16 protein-coding genes and 1 pseudogene are annotated in these 16179 nt (G+C 42.2%); 8 read left to right on the top strand and 9 right to left on the bottom strand.

Going from position 1 to position 16179, the window contains the following annotated elements; all coding sequences use genetic code 11:
• The first annotated feature begins 2 nt into the window (after window positions 1–2).
• A complete protein-coding gene (locus AEQ18_RS02285) occupies window positions 3–1004 on the top strand; it encodes a sugar kinase (RefSeq protein ID WP_152911863.1) in 1002 nt (333 codons plus the stop codon).
• Between the two features lie 57 nt (window positions 1005–1061).
• Here the strand turns inward: AEQ18_RS02285 and AEQ18_RS02280 are convergent.
• The 6 genes and pseudogenes from AEQ18_RS02280 to AEQ18_RS02255 form a co-directional block, all read right to left on the bottom strand.
• Window positions 1062–1628 (bottom strand): annotated as a pseudogene (locus AEQ18_RS02280) (TMEM175 family protein).
• A gap of 73 nt (window positions 1629–1701) precedes the next feature.
• Entirely contained in the window at window positions 1702–2259 is a 558-nt protein-coding gene (locus tag AEQ18_RS02275; RefSeq protein WP_082348577.1) for a TetR/AcrR family transcriptional regulator, read from the bottom strand.
• Window positions 2259–3182 carry a phytoene/squalene synthase family protein gene (locus tag AEQ18_RS02270; RefSeq protein WP_054114748.1) on the bottom strand — a complete coding sequence of 308 codons (924 nt, stop codon included), beginning with the start codon at window positions 3180–3182 and terminating at the stop codon, window positions 2259–2261. Before AEQ18_RS02270 ends, AEQ18_RS02275 begins: the two co-directional genes overlap by 1 nt.
• Window positions 3172–4659: a phytoene desaturase family protein gene (locus AEQ18_RS02265; protein WP_054114747.1), complete on the bottom strand. Its 1488-nt coding sequence runs from the start codon at window positions 4657–4659 to the stop codon at window positions 3172–3174. Before AEQ18_RS02265 ends, AEQ18_RS02270 begins: the two co-directional genes overlap by 11 nt.
• Window positions 4656–5372: an ABC transporter ATP-binding protein gene (locus AEQ18_RS02260; protein ID WP_054114746.1), complete on the bottom strand. Its 717-nt coding sequence runs from the start codon at window positions 5370–5372 to the stop codon at window positions 4656–4658. The genes AEQ18_RS02265 and AEQ18_RS02260 overlap by 4 nt, the downstream gene beginning before the upstream one ends.
• Window positions 5373–5382: 10 nt before the next feature.
• Window positions 5383–6447, bottom strand: coding sequence for an ABC transporter permease (locus AEQ18_RS02255; RefSeq protein ID WP_054114745.1), 1065 nt, complete (start codon window positions 6445–6447; stop codon window positions 5383–5385).
• 184 nt (window positions 6448–6631) lie between these two features.
• Here AEQ18_RS02255 and AEQ18_RS02250 point away from each other — a divergent pair, with 184 nt between their 5' ends.
• Window positions 6632–7330, top strand: coding sequence for a sunset domain-containing protein (locus AEQ18_RS02250; RefSeq protein ID WP_054114744.1), 699 nt, complete (start codon window positions 6632–6634; stop codon window positions 7328–7330).
• 122 nt (window positions 7331–7452) lie between these two features.
• Here AEQ18_RS02250 and AEQ18_RS02245 read toward each other — a convergent pair whose 3' ends face one another.
• Window positions 7453–8139 carry an HD domain-containing protein gene (locus tag AEQ18_RS02245; RefSeq protein ID WP_082348576.1) on the bottom strand — a complete coding sequence of 229 codons (687 nt, stop codon included), beginning with the start codon at window positions 8137–8139 and terminating at the stop codon, window positions 7453–7455.
• Window positions 8136–9038 carry a dihydrodipicolinate synthase family protein gene (locus AEQ18_RS02240; RefSeq protein ID WP_235505466.1) on the bottom strand — a complete coding sequence of 301 codons (903 nt, stop codon included), beginning with the start codon at window positions 9036–9038 and terminating at the stop codon, window positions 8136–8138. Before AEQ18_RS02240 ends, AEQ18_RS02245 begins: the two co-directional genes overlap by 4 nt.
• 231 nt (window positions 9039–9269) lie before the next feature.
• Between AEQ18_RS02240 and AEQ18_RS02235 the strand changes: the two genes are divergently transcribed.
• Genes AEQ18_RS02235 through AEQ18_RS02225 form a run of 3 tightly spaced genes read left to right on the top strand, consistent with a single transcriptional unit; the run spans window position 9270 to window position 13474 of the window.
• The gene (locus AEQ18_RS02235) at window positions 9270–11096 is read left to right on the top strand and encodes a beta-glucoside-specific PTS transporter subunit IIABC (RefSeq protein WP_054114742.1); all 1827 of its coding nucleotides are present in this window, start codon (window positions 9270–9272) and stop codon (window positions 11094–11096) included.
• A gap of 45 nt (window positions 11097–11141) precedes the next feature.
• A complete protein-coding gene (locus AEQ18_RS02230; protein ID WP_054114741.1) occupies window positions 11142–12605 on the top strand; it encodes a glycoside hydrolase family 1 protein in 1464 nt (487 codons plus the stop codon).
• Window positions 12606–12625: 20 nt separating this feature from the next.
• Window positions 12626–13474 carry a PRD domain-containing protein gene (locus tag AEQ18_RS02225; protein ID WP_054114740.1) on the top strand — a complete coding sequence of 283 codons (849 nt, stop codon included), beginning with the start codon at window positions 12626–12628 and terminating at the stop codon, window positions 13472–13474.
• An 86-nt stretch (window positions 13475–13560) separates the two neighbouring features.
• Here the strand turns inward: AEQ18_RS02225 and AEQ18_RS02220 are convergent, their stop codons facing one another.
• Window positions 13561–13935: an HIT family protein gene (locus tag AEQ18_RS02220; protein ID WP_054114739.1), complete on the bottom strand. Its 375-nt coding sequence runs from the start codon at window positions 13933–13935 to the stop codon at window positions 13561–13563.
• Between the two features lie 160 nt (window positions 13936–14095).
• On the opposite strand from AEQ18_RS02220, the gene AEQ18_RS02215 reads away from it, so the two are divergent.
• From AEQ18_RS02215 to AEQ18_RS02205, 3 genes are read left to right on the top strand one after another with little or no spacing between them, the layout of a single operon-like run.
• The gene (locus AEQ18_RS02215; protein ID WP_054114738.1) at window positions 14096–15076 is read left to right on the top strand and encodes an aldo/keto reductase; all 981 of its coding nucleotides are present in this window, start codon (window positions 14096–14098) and stop codon (window positions 15074–15076) included.
• Window positions 15077–15129: 53 nt separating this feature from the next.
• Window positions 15130–15546, top strand: a complete 417-nt coding sequence (locus AEQ18_RS02210; protein ID WP_054114737.1) for a MerR family transcriptional regulator — start codon at window positions 15130–15132, stop codon at window positions 15544–15546.
• The gene (locus tag AEQ18_RS02205; RefSeq protein ID WP_054114736.1) at window positions 15547–16086 is read left to right on the top strand and encodes a hypothetical protein; all 540 of its coding nucleotides are present in this window, start codon (window positions 15547–15549) and stop codon (window positions 16084–16086) included. It begins immediately after the preceding gene.
• Window positions 16087–16179: the final 93 nt, after the last annotated feature.

The raw sequence follows: 16179 nt of genomic DNA, 5'->3' as shown, positions 1-16179 counted from the left end.
TGATGCGAATAGGTGCGTATGGTGAAGTGATGATGCGTTTGACACCACCTGAATATCGAACATTGGAACAAACCCATTCATTGCGTATGGACTTTACTGGAACTGGCGTCAATCTATTGGGAAACTTGGCGCATTTTGGCTTAGATACCGCACTGTTGACACAAGTTCCAGACAATCGTTTAGGTGATACAGCAAAAGCCAATTTACAAACTTATGGCATCCAAACCACATTTGTCGGCAAACGACATAACCACATCGGCAGTTATTTTGCAGAAGTAGGGTATGGCGCTAGGCCAACTTATGTCACCTATCAAAATCGCCACAATAGTTCATTTGGTGTTTCGGGCCCGGATAGCTATGATGTGGAAGCATTTTTAGCACAAATTGATTTGCTGCACATCTGCGGTATCTCTTTGAGCCTAACAAAATCTACTTGGCAAACCGCTTTGGCATTGGTCCAAGCGGCAAAACAGCAGCAAGTGGCTGTTTGTTTTGATTTTAATTTCCGCCCCAGCTTGAATGACGAAGCCGATCGGGCTAAATTGAAAAAAAGGTACGAAACGATTTTGCCATATTGTGATATTGTGTTTGGTTCGACACGGGACCTTGCTGAATTATTAGATTATCGCAAAGCTTTTACTGACGAAACAGATGAGCAGTTGGTTCAATCTTTTATGCAGCAGTATGACATCAAATGGTTCTGTGGCACGAATCGAATGGCAGTTGCTGATCAACAATTGATCAGTGGCAAGCTTATTACACAAACCGAAGCGTACGAATCAGAAGCACAATTGCTGCAAGTTCTTGACAGAATCGGGGCCGGCGATGCGTATGCAGCAGGTATCCTCTATGGATATAACCAAAAATGGACCATCGAAAAAACCGCCACATTTGCCATTAACAATGCTGTCTTGGCGCATACGATGTTAGGTGATGTCTGTTTGACGACTGTCGAGCAAGTGGAGCAAGTCATGCACGCACCAGGAACAGATTTGATTAGATAAAAAAACATGCAGCAAAGCCTACTGGTTCTATCAGTACTTTGCTGCATGTTTATTTAATCAACGTTTCAACTTTTTTTCAGGGATCACCCATAAAATCAAAACAAGACTATCCATGATGATCACAGAGAGTGGATGGATCAACCAGCCCATAAGCAAGGCGAGGCAGTTGATGAACAAAGTGAAATAAAGTTTGCGGTATCCTTGAAACAAGTGTAAGAGTCCCTGATTCTCAGGATTGGCTTCGACTAATGAACGCCCCAAAAGAAAAAAACTGAAGTCTGTCAACAAGATCACTCAGCCATACAGCATTTGCGGCGCAAGTGCCGTGGGGTACTGACTGACCCAAGAGGTAACAAATGGAAACAAGGTCAACGCTTGAATCAGCAGGTGATTGGTCCATAAAGTCCAGCCATTGATTTTATGCACGATTTGAAATAAATGGTGGTGGTTGTTCCAATAAGTTGCTAGCATAATGAAACTGATCAAATAGATAATAAATTAATGTTCGACGCCAAGAAAAGCAGCAAAAGTATCCCCTTCAGGTTGGTGAAGTTCGAGCACCAGCAACGTCATCACAATGACGATGACTGCATCAGTAAAAGCTTCGATGCGGTTTTTAGACATAAAAGGACTTCCTCTCATTACATATACCGTCAGATTTTACATCAAATAGATACAGGTGTCTAGTTGTTTTCAGTTAGCGTGAAGCCTCTGGCTGATCGTTGATCAATCCATATAGAAACAAATCGATCGCCGGCGCCATTTGATCATGGGCTTGATTGACATCCAAATGCGCAGCCAACAAAATAAACAATTGACTCGTGGCAAATTCTGGACTGACGCCGCCGCGAATCTTGGTTTCGCTAGATTCAAATAAGGTGACGATGGGTTTTTGATAATTTTCTTTCCATAAATGATACAGTTTGAATGAGGTTTCTTTAGATACGGAATGCTGAATATCATTCATCATCATATAAAAATTGACAGGATGACGCCTTTTCAAAAAAGCAAACATGTCATAGATTTTCTCTGCGAGTGTGAGGTTCGGATCTTTTGAGATACGCCAAAGATTGACCGAGACTTCTTCTGATAAAGTTACCATCACTTCAAAATAGATGGCTTCCTTGCCTTTGAAATGATAATAGATATTGGGTTGTTTGATGCCTAGTGCATCAGCGATTTGTCTGGTAGAAGTACCGTGATATCCTTGCTGCATAAAAAATGATTCCGCGACTTGTAAAATTTGTTCGTACATCAATTGACCTCCAGATCAGCTTGTCGCAGCATTTTTTTTGCTGAAAACAATAATTGTAATTTGCGTTGCTTAGGCACAACTTGCTTTTTGTCGATGACTTGATAGTGCTGCTTGCGTATCACTTGGAGAATCTCTTTGTAGATCAGGGCCGCAGCCAGCAATGATTCTCGACAATCTTGATCGATCAAAGGCATCATTGCAAAGGAAGCATCATATAGTGATTCAGCAATCGTCGCTTCATATTCCCATAGATCGATAAAAGAAGCAAGTTGATTTCCCAGAGACAAATCATTTTCTCTGACATGAAACATCGCCAATGTTTCTTTGGGCAGATAAACCCTGCCCATACGGAGATCTTCACCGATATCTCGTAAAATATTCGTGCGTTGCATCGCTTCTCCTAATTGCTTGGCAGGTGCTTGAATAGCATTGGCCTGACTAGATAAAATAGGCAGCAGCATCAATCCGACACTGCCGGCTACATAATAACTGTAGTCAGACAGCTCTGCTTCTGATACGGGTTGTTGAAAGGAGAGATCCTGTTCTTGACCAGTCAATAAATCAAAGAAAGGCTGATACGCCAAATCATAGGTTATGAAAGTAACAGCTAAAGCGCGCCAAATTGCTTGATCAGGATCAGCGTCATCAAGATACAAGGATAAACGGTCCTGATCGGAGCCAGCATCTTTTAACCGTTGCAGCTGTTGCGACATGTTCGCCAACAATTGCGGATCATGACACTCATCCACGGCATCATCGGCACGACGGCAAAAGGCGTAAACTGCATATACGCTACGGGCTTTGTTTTTTGGCAGTTGCGAAAAGGCAGTATGAAAATTTTTCGAATGTTTCTTGATGATCGCTTCGCAATAGGCAAAGTCTTGCTGGTAGTCATCAAAATCGATGGGCATGTTAGCGGTCATCTTTCAACAGCTCCTCTACAGCTAGTTTGGCACTTTGCATCACGATCGGCACCCCTGCGCCAGGGTGGGTGCTGCTGCCGCAAAAATAGAGTCCCTCTGCATAGTCAAATTTGTTATGCGGGCGATAATAATTGCTTTGAGCCAAAGTTGGCTTTAGACCAAAGGTAGCACCGTTAAAGGCATTGAAGCGACCTTTGAACGTTTCTGGTGTATAGATGTCTTCAAATACGATATGGTCTTCGATATCGTGATAAGGTGTCTTCTCTTTGATCAAATCAATCACTTGTCGACGATAGGCTTGAATGACTGTATCCGACCAATCATTGAATTTTGACAATTCAGGTACAGGCACCAAGACATATAATCCTTCTTGACCTTCAGGTGCCAAAGACGGATCCATTAAACTTGGCCGGTATAAATAGAAGGAAGGATCTTGCGGCAGTTGCCCAGCTTCGAAAAGATCATCGACATTTTTCTTGAAATCATCGGCAAAATAAATATTATGCAAAGCGGTTTGGTCATAGGTTTTGTCCAATCCAAGATAGAGCAAGAAGCAAGAACAGGAATAATCCATCGCGGCAATTTTTTTATCCGTATATTTTCCGCGTTTTCTCTCATCAGGAAGCAGGCTAGACATGGCATAAGGAAAATCAGCCCCACATACAACAGCATCAGCATCAATCATCTTGCCGGCAAGTCGAATGCCTTTGGTTTGCTTGTTTTCAATCACGATTTCTTCTATTGGACTGTCATAATGGATCGTACCACCAAGTTCTTCGAATAACCGCGCCAGGCTGTCCGCCAGTGTGTACATACCGCCCTTGATAAAGTAGACGCCATACATCAATTCGATCATGGGAATAATGGTATACAGTGATGGCCCTTGATAAGGGGATACGCCGATATATAAGGTTTGGAACGCCAATGACTTGCGCAAACGATCATCTTTGACAAATTTTGAAATCGAGGAATAGGCATCACTAAAGGTCTTTAGTTTCAACCCTGCCCACAAAGACTTCGGATTGTAAAAATCCCGCCATGTGCGAAATGATTTGGTGATGAACATCTCTTTGGCAATCACATAGCGTTTATAAATATCGGCTAAGAAGGCGAAATACCCTTGGGCATCTTCTTCTGAGATTGCTTCAAGTGATTTGGTGAGTTCAACCAAATCATTGGAAAAAGAAAGTGATTCCTGGTCTGAAAAATGCAAGTCCAGCATCGGATCGACTTTTTCCATAGGGATGTAATCATCTGGATCGACACCAGCAAATGTGAACACTTCTCGGTAAATCTCTGGCATCATGACGATCGTGGGACCAACATCAAAAGTAAACCCTTGGGCTTGGATTTGATTCATTTTGCCGCCCGGACGGCTTTCTTTTTCATATAAGGTGACTTGATAGCCTAATTTTTGCAAACGGACGGCGGCAGATAAGCTGGCGACACCCGCACCGACAACAATAATCTTTTTCATTCGAACTCCTTTGATTGATTCTTTGAATCAACAGCTTTTTTTTGATGCGTCTGTTCTGTCAGCACACCATCCTCCATGACGAGCACGCGATCACAATAATCGATCAGGCGTGTATCGTGGGTAACCATGATGGTGGCTTTTTCTTTTTCTTTGGTTTCTTTGGCAAGGATCTCAACAACTTCAATGGCTTTTTTAGAATCTAAGCTCGCTGTGGGTTCATCGGCCAAAATGATCGTAGGATCATGATAGAGTGCCCGTGCGATGGCTACGCGTTGACGCTCACCACCAGATAATTCTTCGGGATATTTATTGACCAAATCAGCGATCCCTAATTGTGCGAATAACGCATCACTACTCTGGGTTTGCGTATTTTTGCTGACTTTATTGACTAATTGTAATTGTTTTTTGACTGTAAGGAAAGGCACAAGGTTTGAAGCTTGCAAAATAAAGCCAATTTCTTTAAAACGGGTTTGGGCGCGCTGTTTTTCTTTCTGGTCACTAAAGGATTCATTATTGATCAAGACTTGTCCTTTGGAAGGTGCTTGCAACCCGCCAGCAATGGTCAAAAAGGTGCTTTTACCTGAACCGGAAGGCCCGATAATAGCAATAAATTCACCTTTTTCAACGGAAAAATTGGTTTCTTTTAATGCTTCGATCTGAGTATCTCCATCTTTAAATGATTTTTCTACTTGTTTGAATTCGATTGCGCTCATATGCTTCCTCCTATCCAATGGCTTTCAACGGATCAATTTTGACGATGGTGCGTACAGAAAAGAAGGCACCGATCATAGCGATCACGATCATTAGCATACTTAATATGAGATAAAACAACCAATTGATTTGAAAGGGCACCGATGCAGGGAGCACTAGGGATGTGCCGACTGTGACCAAGACACCTGCAAGCACACCGCAAGCCGCTAGTAAGAAGGTTTGCGCGATAACAGAAAATGAAATATAGCGGCTAGAAATGCCTTGGGCTTTCATGACACCAAAGATGTCGGCTTTTTGCATCGTTAAGACATAGACAAAAATACCAATCACGATCGCTGCAATCACGATCAAGAAACCAATCATAAAGCCGAAGGTCAAGACTTGGGCACTATATCCAGGTAATTCATTGATGAAATCAGTGATCGAGGTTGCGACGAGGTCGTCTGGGAGTGCATCGATATTCCCGCGAATCACAATGGCATTGATTCTGGCTTGGTCACTATCGTCTTGCGTTTCAAACCGGATTTCCTGATACGCACCAATCGAGGTATAAAAGACAGGCGCCACATTGAAACGGGCATCTTCGGTAAAGCCCACGATTTTTAGTTCTTTATCACTGCCGGCCAATTGAACAATATCGCCAATAGCAAGTCCATACTCATCGGCCACACTATGATCGGCGACTGCTTCATCATCTGAGGAAAATAGATTTCCCTCAGTGATCGTTGGTGTCAAAAATTGATCTGGGTCAATGCCGAAGAAACTGACATTGATTTTTTCATTACTGTCTTCTTTGGTCACGACGCCAGCAGTTTGGGCCAGTATGGCTTTTTCATCGGCTTTGATCTCATCAAAGGTGCTTCGGGGGATCATGGACATATTCAGATTATCATTGGCTTCCTCCGTCAAAACGATTTGCGAGGCATCCCATTGATCAACAGCCGTCCGATTGTCTTGTGCCAGCCCATAGGCCAATCCTGTCAGAAAAAAGACGAGATAAGCAATTAAAAACATGACCCCAGCAACCAGGGCATAGCGTAATTTCGAGTGACGAATTTCATTGATGGCCAAAAACATACACATTCCTCCTAAAATTTTATCAAGTGATAAAATCACCATAGCATGTCCGCCAATCTATGAGAAATAATTTGCTTGAAAAATCAAAAAGACGGCGACCGATTTATTTGTGTCATTCATTAAATATAGATTGTTTTTTTGCTATGAAGCTGAGATAATAAATTTAAAAAAAGGAGGGGTTTAAATGAAAAAATCATGGTTGGTTCTCTCAATGTTGTTTGTTTTCTTCGTTACACCGATCACTGGTCAAGCTGCTTCAAATCCTACAGTAGATTACCAAAGTTCTTTGCAAAAAACGGGGTGGCAAAGTTGGAAATCAAATGGAACAACTTCAGGTACAACTAGTCAAAATAAGCGCCTAGAAGCAATTAAGTTGAGGATCAGCAATACAACAGTCAGCGGCAAAATTGAATACAAAGCCTATGTTCAAAAGCAAGGCTGGGACAAAACCTATCGGGCAAATGGGACAGTCGCGGGGACGACTGGCAAAAACTTGCGTATGGAAGCCATCCAGATACGGTTAACTGGAGATCTAGCCAAAAAATATGATGTATACTATCGCGTCAATATTCCACAATATGGCTGGCTAGGGTGGACCAAAAATGGCGCACAGGCTGGTAGTTCTGGCTTAAATTTTCAAATTGAAGCCATTCAAGTGAAGCTAGTCAAAAAAGGCAGCAAGGCACCCGGGAGTACGACCAATCCATTTCATAATGGGACCAAAAAGTATGTTGATGCCAAAGGAAATGGCACCATTAAAGGTTCCTCTGCCAAAATTTTTCATTTACCGGGCGGTCAATATTATAAGCAGACCACCAAACCGGTCAAATATTTTAAAACCGAAGCAGAAGCTGTCAAAGCCGGTTATCGACCAGCAAAATAATTCAACCAGTCTGCGGACTGGTTTTTGTGTGTATTCTTTGTTCATTTGTATATAGAGAGAAACCAGACAGCCAATCAAGAGGGCTTTCTGGTGCAATCAGTGATTCAGAAGGTACCAATAAGTCACCAGCGATTCATTTCAAGTGATCTTTTAGTTTGTTCTATTAAGGACAAATCTAAAGGATTGCTTTTTTTGAGTTGTTGATAGATTTCCCTGAAACTCGTTTCAAATGTTTGTGGATCATAGATCTGTTTGGCGATATCCGCTAAACCTGCGCTGTTTTTTTGGTAAGGTAGCCAAAGTTGGAATCGACGATTTACGACATATTTGTCGGCGATATACTGATAGGCTTCTTGCATCAAATCATCCACATGGTCTAGCTTTTTCACGCTGATTGCATACGTTAGGGTGCGGGTCAAAATGCGCTTGAAATCTAAATCACGGTCTGCTTCAGCGATGATCTTCCCATAGATAGATCTTGGCTCAGTTGTCAGAGAGGCACGGTGGTCTTCCACCGCTTCGCCAAGCATCTGTAATTGGCTATCAGAAAAATAGCGGCATAAAAAAGCATCTGCCAGCACGATTCCTTTTGATGTTGTTTCGTGATTTTTTCGCCCGTTACACAGTCCGATATCGTGATACGCGGCAACCGTATATACCATCTCTAAATCGACAGTTAAATCCGCTGCAATAGCGAAGCTGTTTTCGATTACTTGATACACGTGCGCTGGAGAATGGCTGGAATCAAACTTGAGGTAGATTGGGATAATCGTCTGTTCGATGTACGTTTTTAATTTTAGATCGATCATAAATCAACACCCTCTGAGCTGGTCATCCCTAATGGTGCACGGCAAACACCGAAGTCGGATCCAGGAGATGATAATTGTTGTTTCAGCCAGGGCAAATAACTGATCATATGGGTCGGATCTCCCGCGGCTGCCGCTGTGATGCGTAACCAAGCAGGAGTGTGAGGATCGAGGGTTTTGCTTTCCGCAAGTTCTTGCCAGCAATCGATGATCTCCTGTGGGCAGAGATTGCCTGCCATTGAGGACAAACCGCCAAAGCCTAGTTGAACCTTTTCGATCAAGCCTTGCTCACCGCCAGCGTAAAAGCGAAAATCAGGGGAGAGATGAGGTTTGATCGTCGGGATACGTTGGATATCTCCTGCTTCTTTCAAACCTACCACCAATGGCTCTTTTGCTAAGTCAAACAGACTGTCATCATGCAAGTCGAAACCTGTGCGACGGGGATTGTTATACAAGATGACGGGCTTGTTTGCGGTATGGATGACTCCCTTCGCATAAGCAAGCGCTTCTGGCTGGGTTGGACAAAGATAAGGAGGAAAACCAAGAACGATGCCGGCAATCTTTGGTATCTGAGCAATATGTTCAGCAAGTTTTTGCGTATCTTGGTATCGAATTCCAGCTACGCCAAAAAGTAGTTCAGTATCATGGGCAAACATCGTTTCAGATGCAAGCGCATCGACCAAATCATTTTTTTCTTCTAAAGATAGGCTATGTTGTTCACCAGTCGATCCGCAAACCAAGAAAGAGCGGATCCCTTGGTCTTGTAAATGAAGCATATGCGCGATAGTCTTTTGGCTGTCTAGCCCTTCATTTTTGTTAAAAGCAGTAGGAACGGCAACGTGTAACGTGTGTGTCAATGGGTTCATTAAAATCACCTTCCATAAGTCAGTTTGTATCTTCATGCCAATGTATCAAATATTGAATGTTTCTAAAAGAAAATAAAAAAATATGATTGCGGTTTCAATTGATACGTGTTATTATGCATTTAATAAACAGGCATGTGACTGGTAATGCAGGCAGGACCTATAAAGCAAGAAGAACCGCTGGGTTTTTCGATTGTTTTATTAGGTGCTGTCTGTTTTTTTCTTTGTTGGGCCGACAAAGAAAAAAATGAAAGAAAAGGAGAATGAAACATGGATAAAAAGGAAACGGCAAAATCCGTCGTTGCGTTGGTTGGCGGGAAAGAAAATATTGCACACTTGGAACATTGCTCAACTCGGTTGCGCTTCACATTGAAAGATGATGGATTGGTGGAAAAAGAGCAATTAGAAAAAGTTGATGGCGTGATCGGCGTACGTCAAAATGTTCAGTGCCAAGTGATCATTGGCAATGACGTTGTTGAAGTCTATGATGAAGTGATGCATATTTTGGGTCATCAATTAGATAATAGTGATGAAATAAAAGGCAAAAAACAATCATGGAGTGCAATCTTACTTGATTTTATCATCTCGATCTTTCAACCTTTGATTCCAGCAGTTGCTGGGGGCGGTGTATTGAAATCAATGTTATTGTTGGCTTCATTGCTTGGTATTTTAGACAATCAAAGTCAGACCTATCAAGTGCTGAATTTGATTGGTGGGGCCCCTTTGTATTTCTTACCGATATTGGTGGCAATGACTACGGCGAATAAGTTGAAGGTCAATCAATTGGTGGCAGTTTCTGCCGTTGGTGCCTTGATATTACCAGATATGACAGCAATGCTGACTGACGGTGCATCTTTTATGGGCTTTGGTTTGCAAAATATTGCTTATGCATCACAAGTATTTCCAGCGATTTTGACGGTCTTGTTTTATGCGCAGATTGAAAAATGGTTTACGAAGTTTTCGCCAAAACCGATTCGTATTTTCTTTGTGCCAATGATGAGTTTGCTGATTACCGTGCCGATTGCTTTATTGATCTTAGGCCCATTGGGTTTTCAAGTCGGGACCGTTTTTTCTGCGATCATTATCTGGCTATATGAGCAACTAGGTTGGGTTGCAACTGGGTTGCTGGCTGCTGTATTGCCTTTGATGGTGGTGACTGGTATGCATAAAGCGATGATTCCATATGCCGTATCATCCATGAGTGAACTTGGTGCGGAACTGTTGTACTTGCCGGCTTCACTGGCGCACAATATTGCCGAATCAGGTGCTTGTTTTGCAGTAGCGATCAGAACCAAAGATCAAAAACTCCGCTCAACAGCAATCTCAGCTGGTATTTCAGCACTTTTTGGTATCACAGAACCAGCTTTATATGGCGTCACGATATTACACAAGCGGGTGTTATACGGTGTGATGGCTGCTAGTTTGATTGGTGGTACAACTGCGGGTATTTTTGCGATTAAAGGTTTCGCATTAGTTGGCCCAGGACTTGCAAGTATCACGATGTTCGTTGACGAAGCAAATCCTATGAATTTAATTTGGGCTTTCGTTACACTAGGGGTATCATTTGTTGCTTCTTTTGTTTTCGTATTGTTCTTATTTAAAGATAAGGTCATTGAACAAGAAGCAAATGTCTATACAAAATCAGAAGTATTAGCCAAACCAGTTTCTGGACAAGTTATTTCATTAGCAGAAGTAAAAGATGATGTCTTCTCCAGTGGTATGATCGGGGAAGGATTCGGAATCATTCCTGATCATGGGGAGTTGGTAGCGCCAGAAGATGGTGAGATCACGATGTTGTTTGAAACGAATCATGCAATTGGCTTAAAAACAAACAATGGGGCGGAATTGTTATTCCATATTGGGATAGATACGGTTCAATTGGAAGGAAAATATTTTTCTGCTGCAGTTAGCACCGGTGATTTCGTGGAAAAAGGACAACCTTTGATTCATTTTGATCTTCAAGCCATTAAAGATCTAGGCTATGATACAACCGTCATCTGTGTGTTGACCAATAAGGAAAATTTTGTCATTGAACCAATTGATCCTTCGACTGGAAGTCCTGAAGAAGGTGTGCTTTCCATTGCACCAGTTCTATGATGAACAACGTAAATCGAAAATGATACAAAAAGGAGAACTACAAATATGACGAATAGTGAATTTCCAAAAGACTTTCTATGGGGCGGGGCTATAGCCGCTAATCAAGTAGAAGGTGGGTGGAATGTGGATGGCAAAGGGTTATCAGTCGCTGATATTGCCACGTATAAACCTACTGTAGATGTCAAAAATTTTGCAGCGCATATGGGCGTTACTGTGGCGGCAGTCAAAGAAGCGATAGCCGATAAAACGGATACCATTTATCCAAAGCGCAGAGGTATCGATTTCTATCATCGTTATAAAGAAGATTTGGCGCTTTTTGCAGAGATGGGTTTCAAAGTTCTACGCTTATCCATTGCGTGGACGCGATTATTCCCGACTGGAGAAGAGCAGACACCGAATGAAGAAGGCGTTGCTTTTTATCGAGACGTCTTCAAAGAAATGAAACGCTTAGGGATCCAACCCATTGTGACCTTGTCTCATTATGAGATGCCATTAGCGCTTAGTTTAAAGTACAATGGTTGGGTTGAACGATCTGTGATCGATGATTTTGCTCGTTTCGCCAAAGTTTGTTTTGAAGCATACAAAGACTACGTGACCTACTGGCTGACGTTCAATGAAATCGATAGTATTCATCGTCATCCATTTACCACAGCTGGGATCATACCAGAGCAGAGTATCCCAGGACAAGAAGAACAAGATATTTATCAAGCACTGCACCATCAATTTGTTGCAAGTGCTTTGGTGACAAAAGCAGCCCATGAGATCAACCCTGATAATCAAGTAGGCTGTATGATGACAAAATTGATGACCTATCCCTTGACCTGTGCGCCATTAGATGTTGAACTGACATTAAAGAAAAACTTAGAGAATGACTTTTACGCAGATGTCCAAGTGAAAGGCGAATATCCTCGCTTGATTGAACGTGATTTAGAAAAAAGAGGGATCCATATTGCGATGGCGCCTGAGGATCGCACTATGTTAAAAGCGCATACGGTTGATTTTCTTTCGTTTAGTTACTATATGTCAATGGCTGAATCGGGAGATCCTAATGCTGAACGCACGCCTGGCAATACCGTTCTAGGTGTCAAAAATCCCAACTTGCCTTCTACGGAATGGGGCTGGCAAATTGATCCCAAGGGATTGAAAATTTCATTGATTGAATTGTATGATCGGTATCAAGTTCCTTTGATGATCGTAGAGAATGGAATGGGTGCAGTAGATGTGCTGGAAGATGGACAAGTACATGATCCTTATCGTATGGACTACTTCAAAGCGCATTTTCAACAAATGAAAGAAGCGATTGATGAAGGCGTAGATTTGATTGGGTATACGAGTTGGGCACCAATCGATTTGGTCAGTGCAGGCACATCCCAAGTGTCCAAGCGTTATGGATTTATCTATGTTGATGCGGATGATGAAGGAAATGGTTCTTATGACCGTATCAAAAAAGATTCATTCGACTGGTACAAAGCAGTAATTGCAACAAATGGTGCTAATTTGGCAGATTAATCGGTGAGGAGCGTAGCGGCATGATCCAAATCAAAAAAGTTTTAAATTCAAGTGTCGTTCTGATAGATAATCAGGGGCAAGAGATGATTGCTTTAGGCAAAGGAATCGGTTTTGGCAAAAAAGCTGGAGAAAAAATCGATGATTCAGACATTGATCAGGTTTTTCTGCCAATCACCGAAACAAAATCTAGCCAGTTTGCTGCTTTGGTGGATGAAATTCCATTGCGTTATTTCGAAATGACGAAAGACATTGTTCAACTTGCGGAAAGCTACTTGCCGTATACGCTGAACTCCACGATTTACTTGACGTTATCAGATCACTTGCATTTTGCAGTGGAACGACAACAAAAAGGATTAAGCGTGACCAATCGCTTGTACTGGGAAATCAAAAATTATTATGCGGCAGAATTTGAAGTTGCTGAAAAAGCGATGGCGCTATTGGCAGAAAACTATCAGATTGTACTTCCGGCAGAAGAAGCATCCAACATTGCTTTTCACTTGATCAATGCGCAATCTGGAAACGAAGAAAACAAGGATGGATTGCGTAAAGCCAAGTTGATCAGTACCATTGTCAATTTGGTGCGCTATGCCATTCAGCAAGATGTCAACACGAATTCGATCCATTATAGCCGGTTTATCACACATGTGCGCTTTTTTGCAGATCGCTTCTTTCTGGATGATCTCACTCATGAAACAGACGAAGGGCTATATAGACAAATGTGGGCTTTATATCCCAATGCAATGGATGTAGCAACCAAGGTCAAAGCATTCTTAGACCAAGAGTTCGAAACAAAGATACCTGAAAATGAAATTGTCTTTTTAGGTGTGCATATCAATCGCTTGATGAATCATTCAGCCATTGATAAGTAAGCAACAGACCAGTATCCGTCGATACTGGTCTGTTTTGTTTTTCGACTCATGCCACATTGATATCAAATGAGCTAATTCCACCTGAATCAATCGTTGAAGGGGTATTCTTTATGTGCCGGGATGACCCCGCGTACACCGCCCCGTGGTTGAGGGACGTCGCCATCATAACGTGGGATCAGATGGCAGTGACAATGAAAAATAGTTTGTCCGGCAGCTGCACCGCAATTGAAGCCAATATTGTAACCGCTTGGTTGATAAAGATCGTCCAGCAACAATTTCGCCTCTTCAAGAAGCCGGCTGAGACTATCTTTTTCTTCTATGCTTAATGCAAAATAATCGGTACGATGTGCTTTAGGGATCAATAATAAGTGTCCTTCAGAAACAGGATAACGATCGAACATGACGAAAAAAGTCTCAGATTCAAGCAACGAAGATTGGTTGGTACAAAATGGGCAAGTCATAATAGCCTCCTTTCAATAAATTTTGGCACACTTCTGATGATAGTATAGCAAAAGCATCGTGATTAAAAGCAACCAATTAGAAAAAATAATCCGCTTTCTCTTGACTTAGAGTCCACTCCAAGCTGTATGCTGAAGTTAACACTAAAGGAGGGTCATATCAATGGATTATATCAAATTAGGCAACACTGGATTGGATGTATCACGTTTATGCTTAGGGACAATGGGGTTTGGTGATCCCAACAGTGGGTTTCATGAGTGGGTTTTAGAAGAAGAGGAGAGTCGGAAAGTCATCAAGAAAGCCCTTGACTTAGGCATCAATTTTTTTGATACTGCCAATATTTATTCTTATGGTGCCAGTGAAAAAATCGTCGGCAAAGCATTGAATGATTTTGCGCCCCGTGATGAAATCGTGGTAGCGACTAAATTGTTTTCAAAAATGAAACAGGCGCCAAACAGTGGCGGTTTATCAAGAAAAGCGATTTTCTATGAAGTGGAACAAAGTTTGCAACGGCTGCAAATGGATTATATCGATCTGTATATCATTCATCGTTGGGATTATCACACACCTATTGAAGAAACGATGCAAGCATTACATGAGCTAGTGCAATCGGGCAAAGTTCGTTATATTGGGGCTTCTGCAATGTATGCATGGCAATTTGCCAAGGCACAAGCGGTGGCTGACAAGCATGGATGGACCAAATTCATTTCGATGCAGAATCATTTGAACTTATTGTATCGGGAAGAAGAAAGAGAAATGATGCCGCTATGCGCTGATCAAAAGGTCGCAGTTACACCATATAGCCCGCTGGCAGCTGGACGGTTGACCAGAGATTGGGATGCTGAAACGAAGCGCTTCTTGACAGACAAAACAGCCCATGAGAAATACGACCATACGCAGGATCAAGACAAAGAGATCGTCCGTCGTGTCGCAGAAGTGGCAGAGAAACATCAAGTCAAGCGGGCACAAGTTGCCCTGGCATGGCTCTTGCAAAAAGAACAAGTGGCTGCACCAATCATCGGCGCGACAAAAGAAAGCCATTTGTTGGATGCACTGCCTGCTTTGGAACTGCAACTGACAGCGGATGAAATCATGTACTTGGAAGCACCTTATCTTCCCCACGCGGTGGTTGGTGCGGTATAATCAAGAGGATGATAGACGATCTCAAATGATGTTAAGGAACCGGAGGGATTTGAATGAATATCAAACAAGTGAGTGAATTGACAGGTGTATCCGCAGACACCATTCGCTACTATGAAAAAATAGCCCTGATCCCGCCAGTCAAGCGTAATAAGAATGGTGTGCGGACCTTCGATGAAGAAGATTTAAAGTGGATCAAATTTACCAGACAAATGCGCAATGCTGGTTTATCGATTGACGGATTGACACACTATCTGGCGTTGTTCAGTGAAGGGCGACAGACAGTTCCTGAACGGAAGCAATTACTAGCGGATCAAATCGCCGTTCTAAGAGAAAAAATCACCGACATGACAGAAGCTGTCGAACGTCTTGAATTTAAATTGGCACATTATGATGAACATATTTTGCCAACAGAAGAGCGCTTGCGCCAACGAGAGCCAGTCACTAAACTGTCGAAAACAGAAAGGACTTAAATGGGTAAGATAGCGATTATAGGTGCAGCCAGCAGATTAGGTCGTGAGATTCGGCAGCAGGCGCAAGATATCTGTATGACGGATCTTGTCTTGTATGATGCCCAGCCAATTACTGGTCCAGCAAGTGAACTTGAACAGGTAGCACTGTATCAAGGACAATTGATTGCACTGCAACCCTTAGTCAAATGTTTGCGTCAATGTGTTGGCGTCGTCTTGCTGGATATTCAAGATCCCAGAGCAACGTTGCGGATCATCGAAGCGATGACCTTGTTAGATAAACAACAGTTAGTCACGATCACACCAGATATTCAATACGTTCAGATTGCCATGAGCCAGCCATCTCATCATGTGCCGATGAATCAGGCATGGAAAAGAAATATAGAGATGTCCGTCCAATTGTTAAAGGCGTCTGATTTATTGGTTGAATGCATCGATCCTCCTTCTTATGACGAACAAGTAGGCAACGATAGACTGATCTCTTTGATCAGTCAACGATTTATCGCAGAAATCATGGGATTGTTAGAGGTATCATCTGAATAAAACACAAGAATCAAATTTTTCAATGAAGTATGAAAAATTTGATTCTTTTCTTTGTTGCATTTTTGATAGAATGATGGGAAGCATTAATATTGC

It is taken from the genome of Enterococcus sp. RIT-PI-f (assembly GCF_001297065.1).
Taxonomy (GTDB): Bacteria; Bacillota; Bacilli; order Lactobacillales; family Enterococcaceae; genus Enterococcus_D.
This window is presented reverse-complemented; position numbering and strand designations above follow the sequence as displayed.

Bases quoted from the DNA above. Each gene is read 5' to 3' on its own strand.
- AEQ18_RS02285 (WP_152911863.1), top strand. From the start codon at position 3: ATGCGAATAGGTGCGTATGGTGAAGTGATGATGCGTTTGACACCACCT.
- AEQ18_RS02275 (WP_082348577.1), bottom strand. From the start codon at position 2,259: ATGTACGAACAAATTTTACAAGTCGCGGAATCATTTTTTATGCAGCAA.
- AEQ18_RS02270 (WP_054114748.1), bottom strand. From the start codon at position 3,182: ATGACCGCTAACATGCCCATCGATTTTGATGACTACCAGCAAGACTTT.
- AEQ18_RS02265 (WP_054114747.1), bottom strand. From the start codon at position 4,659: ATGAAAAAGATTATTGTTGTCGGTGCGGGTGTCGCCAGCTTATCTGCC.
- AEQ18_RS02260 (WP_054114746.1), bottom strand. From the start codon at position 5,372: ATGAGCGCAATCGAATTCAAACAAGTAGAAAAATCATTTAAAGATGGA.
- AEQ18_RS02255 (WP_054114745.1), bottom strand. From the start codon at position 6,447: ATGTTTTTGGCCATCAATGAAATTCGTCACTCGAAATTACGCTATGCC.
- AEQ18_RS02250 (WP_054114744.1), top strand. From the start codon at position 6,632: ATGAAAAAATCATGGTTGGTTCTCTCAATGTTGTTTGTTTTCTTCGTT.
- AEQ18_RS02245 (WP_082348576.1), bottom strand. From the start codon at position 8,139: ATGATCGATCTAAAATTAAAAACGTACATCGAACAGACGATTATCCCA.
- AEQ18_RS02240 (WP_235505466.1), bottom strand. From the start codon at position 9,038: ATGAAGATACAAACTGACTTATGGAAGGTGATTTTAATGAACCCATTG.
- AEQ18_RS02235 (WP_054114742.1), top strand. From the start codon at position 9,270: ATGGATAAAAAGGAAACGGCAAAATCCGTCGTTGCGTTGGTTGGCGGG.
- AEQ18_RS02230 (WP_054114741.1), top strand. From the start codon at position 11,142: ATGACGAATAGTGAATTTCCAAAAGACTTTCTATGGGGCGGGGCTATA.
- AEQ18_RS02225 (WP_054114740.1), top strand. From the start codon at position 12,626: ATGATCCAAATCAAAAAAGTTTTAAATTCAAGTGTCGTTCTGATAGAT.
- AEQ18_RS02220 (WP_054114739.1), bottom strand. From the start codon at position 13,935: ATGACTTGCCCATTTTGTACCAACCAATCTTCGTTGCTTGAATCTGAG.
- AEQ18_RS02215 (WP_054114738.1), top strand. From the start codon at position 14,096: ATGGATTATATCAAATTAGGCAACACTGGATTGGATGTATCACGTTTA.
- AEQ18_RS02210 (WP_054114737.1), top strand. From the start codon at position 15,130: ATGAATATCAAACAAGTGAGTGAATTGACAGGTGTATCCGCAGACACC.
- AEQ18_RS02205 (WP_054114736.1), top strand. From the start codon at position 15,547: ATGGGTAAGATAGCGATTATAGGTGCAGCCAGCAGATTAGGTCGTGAG.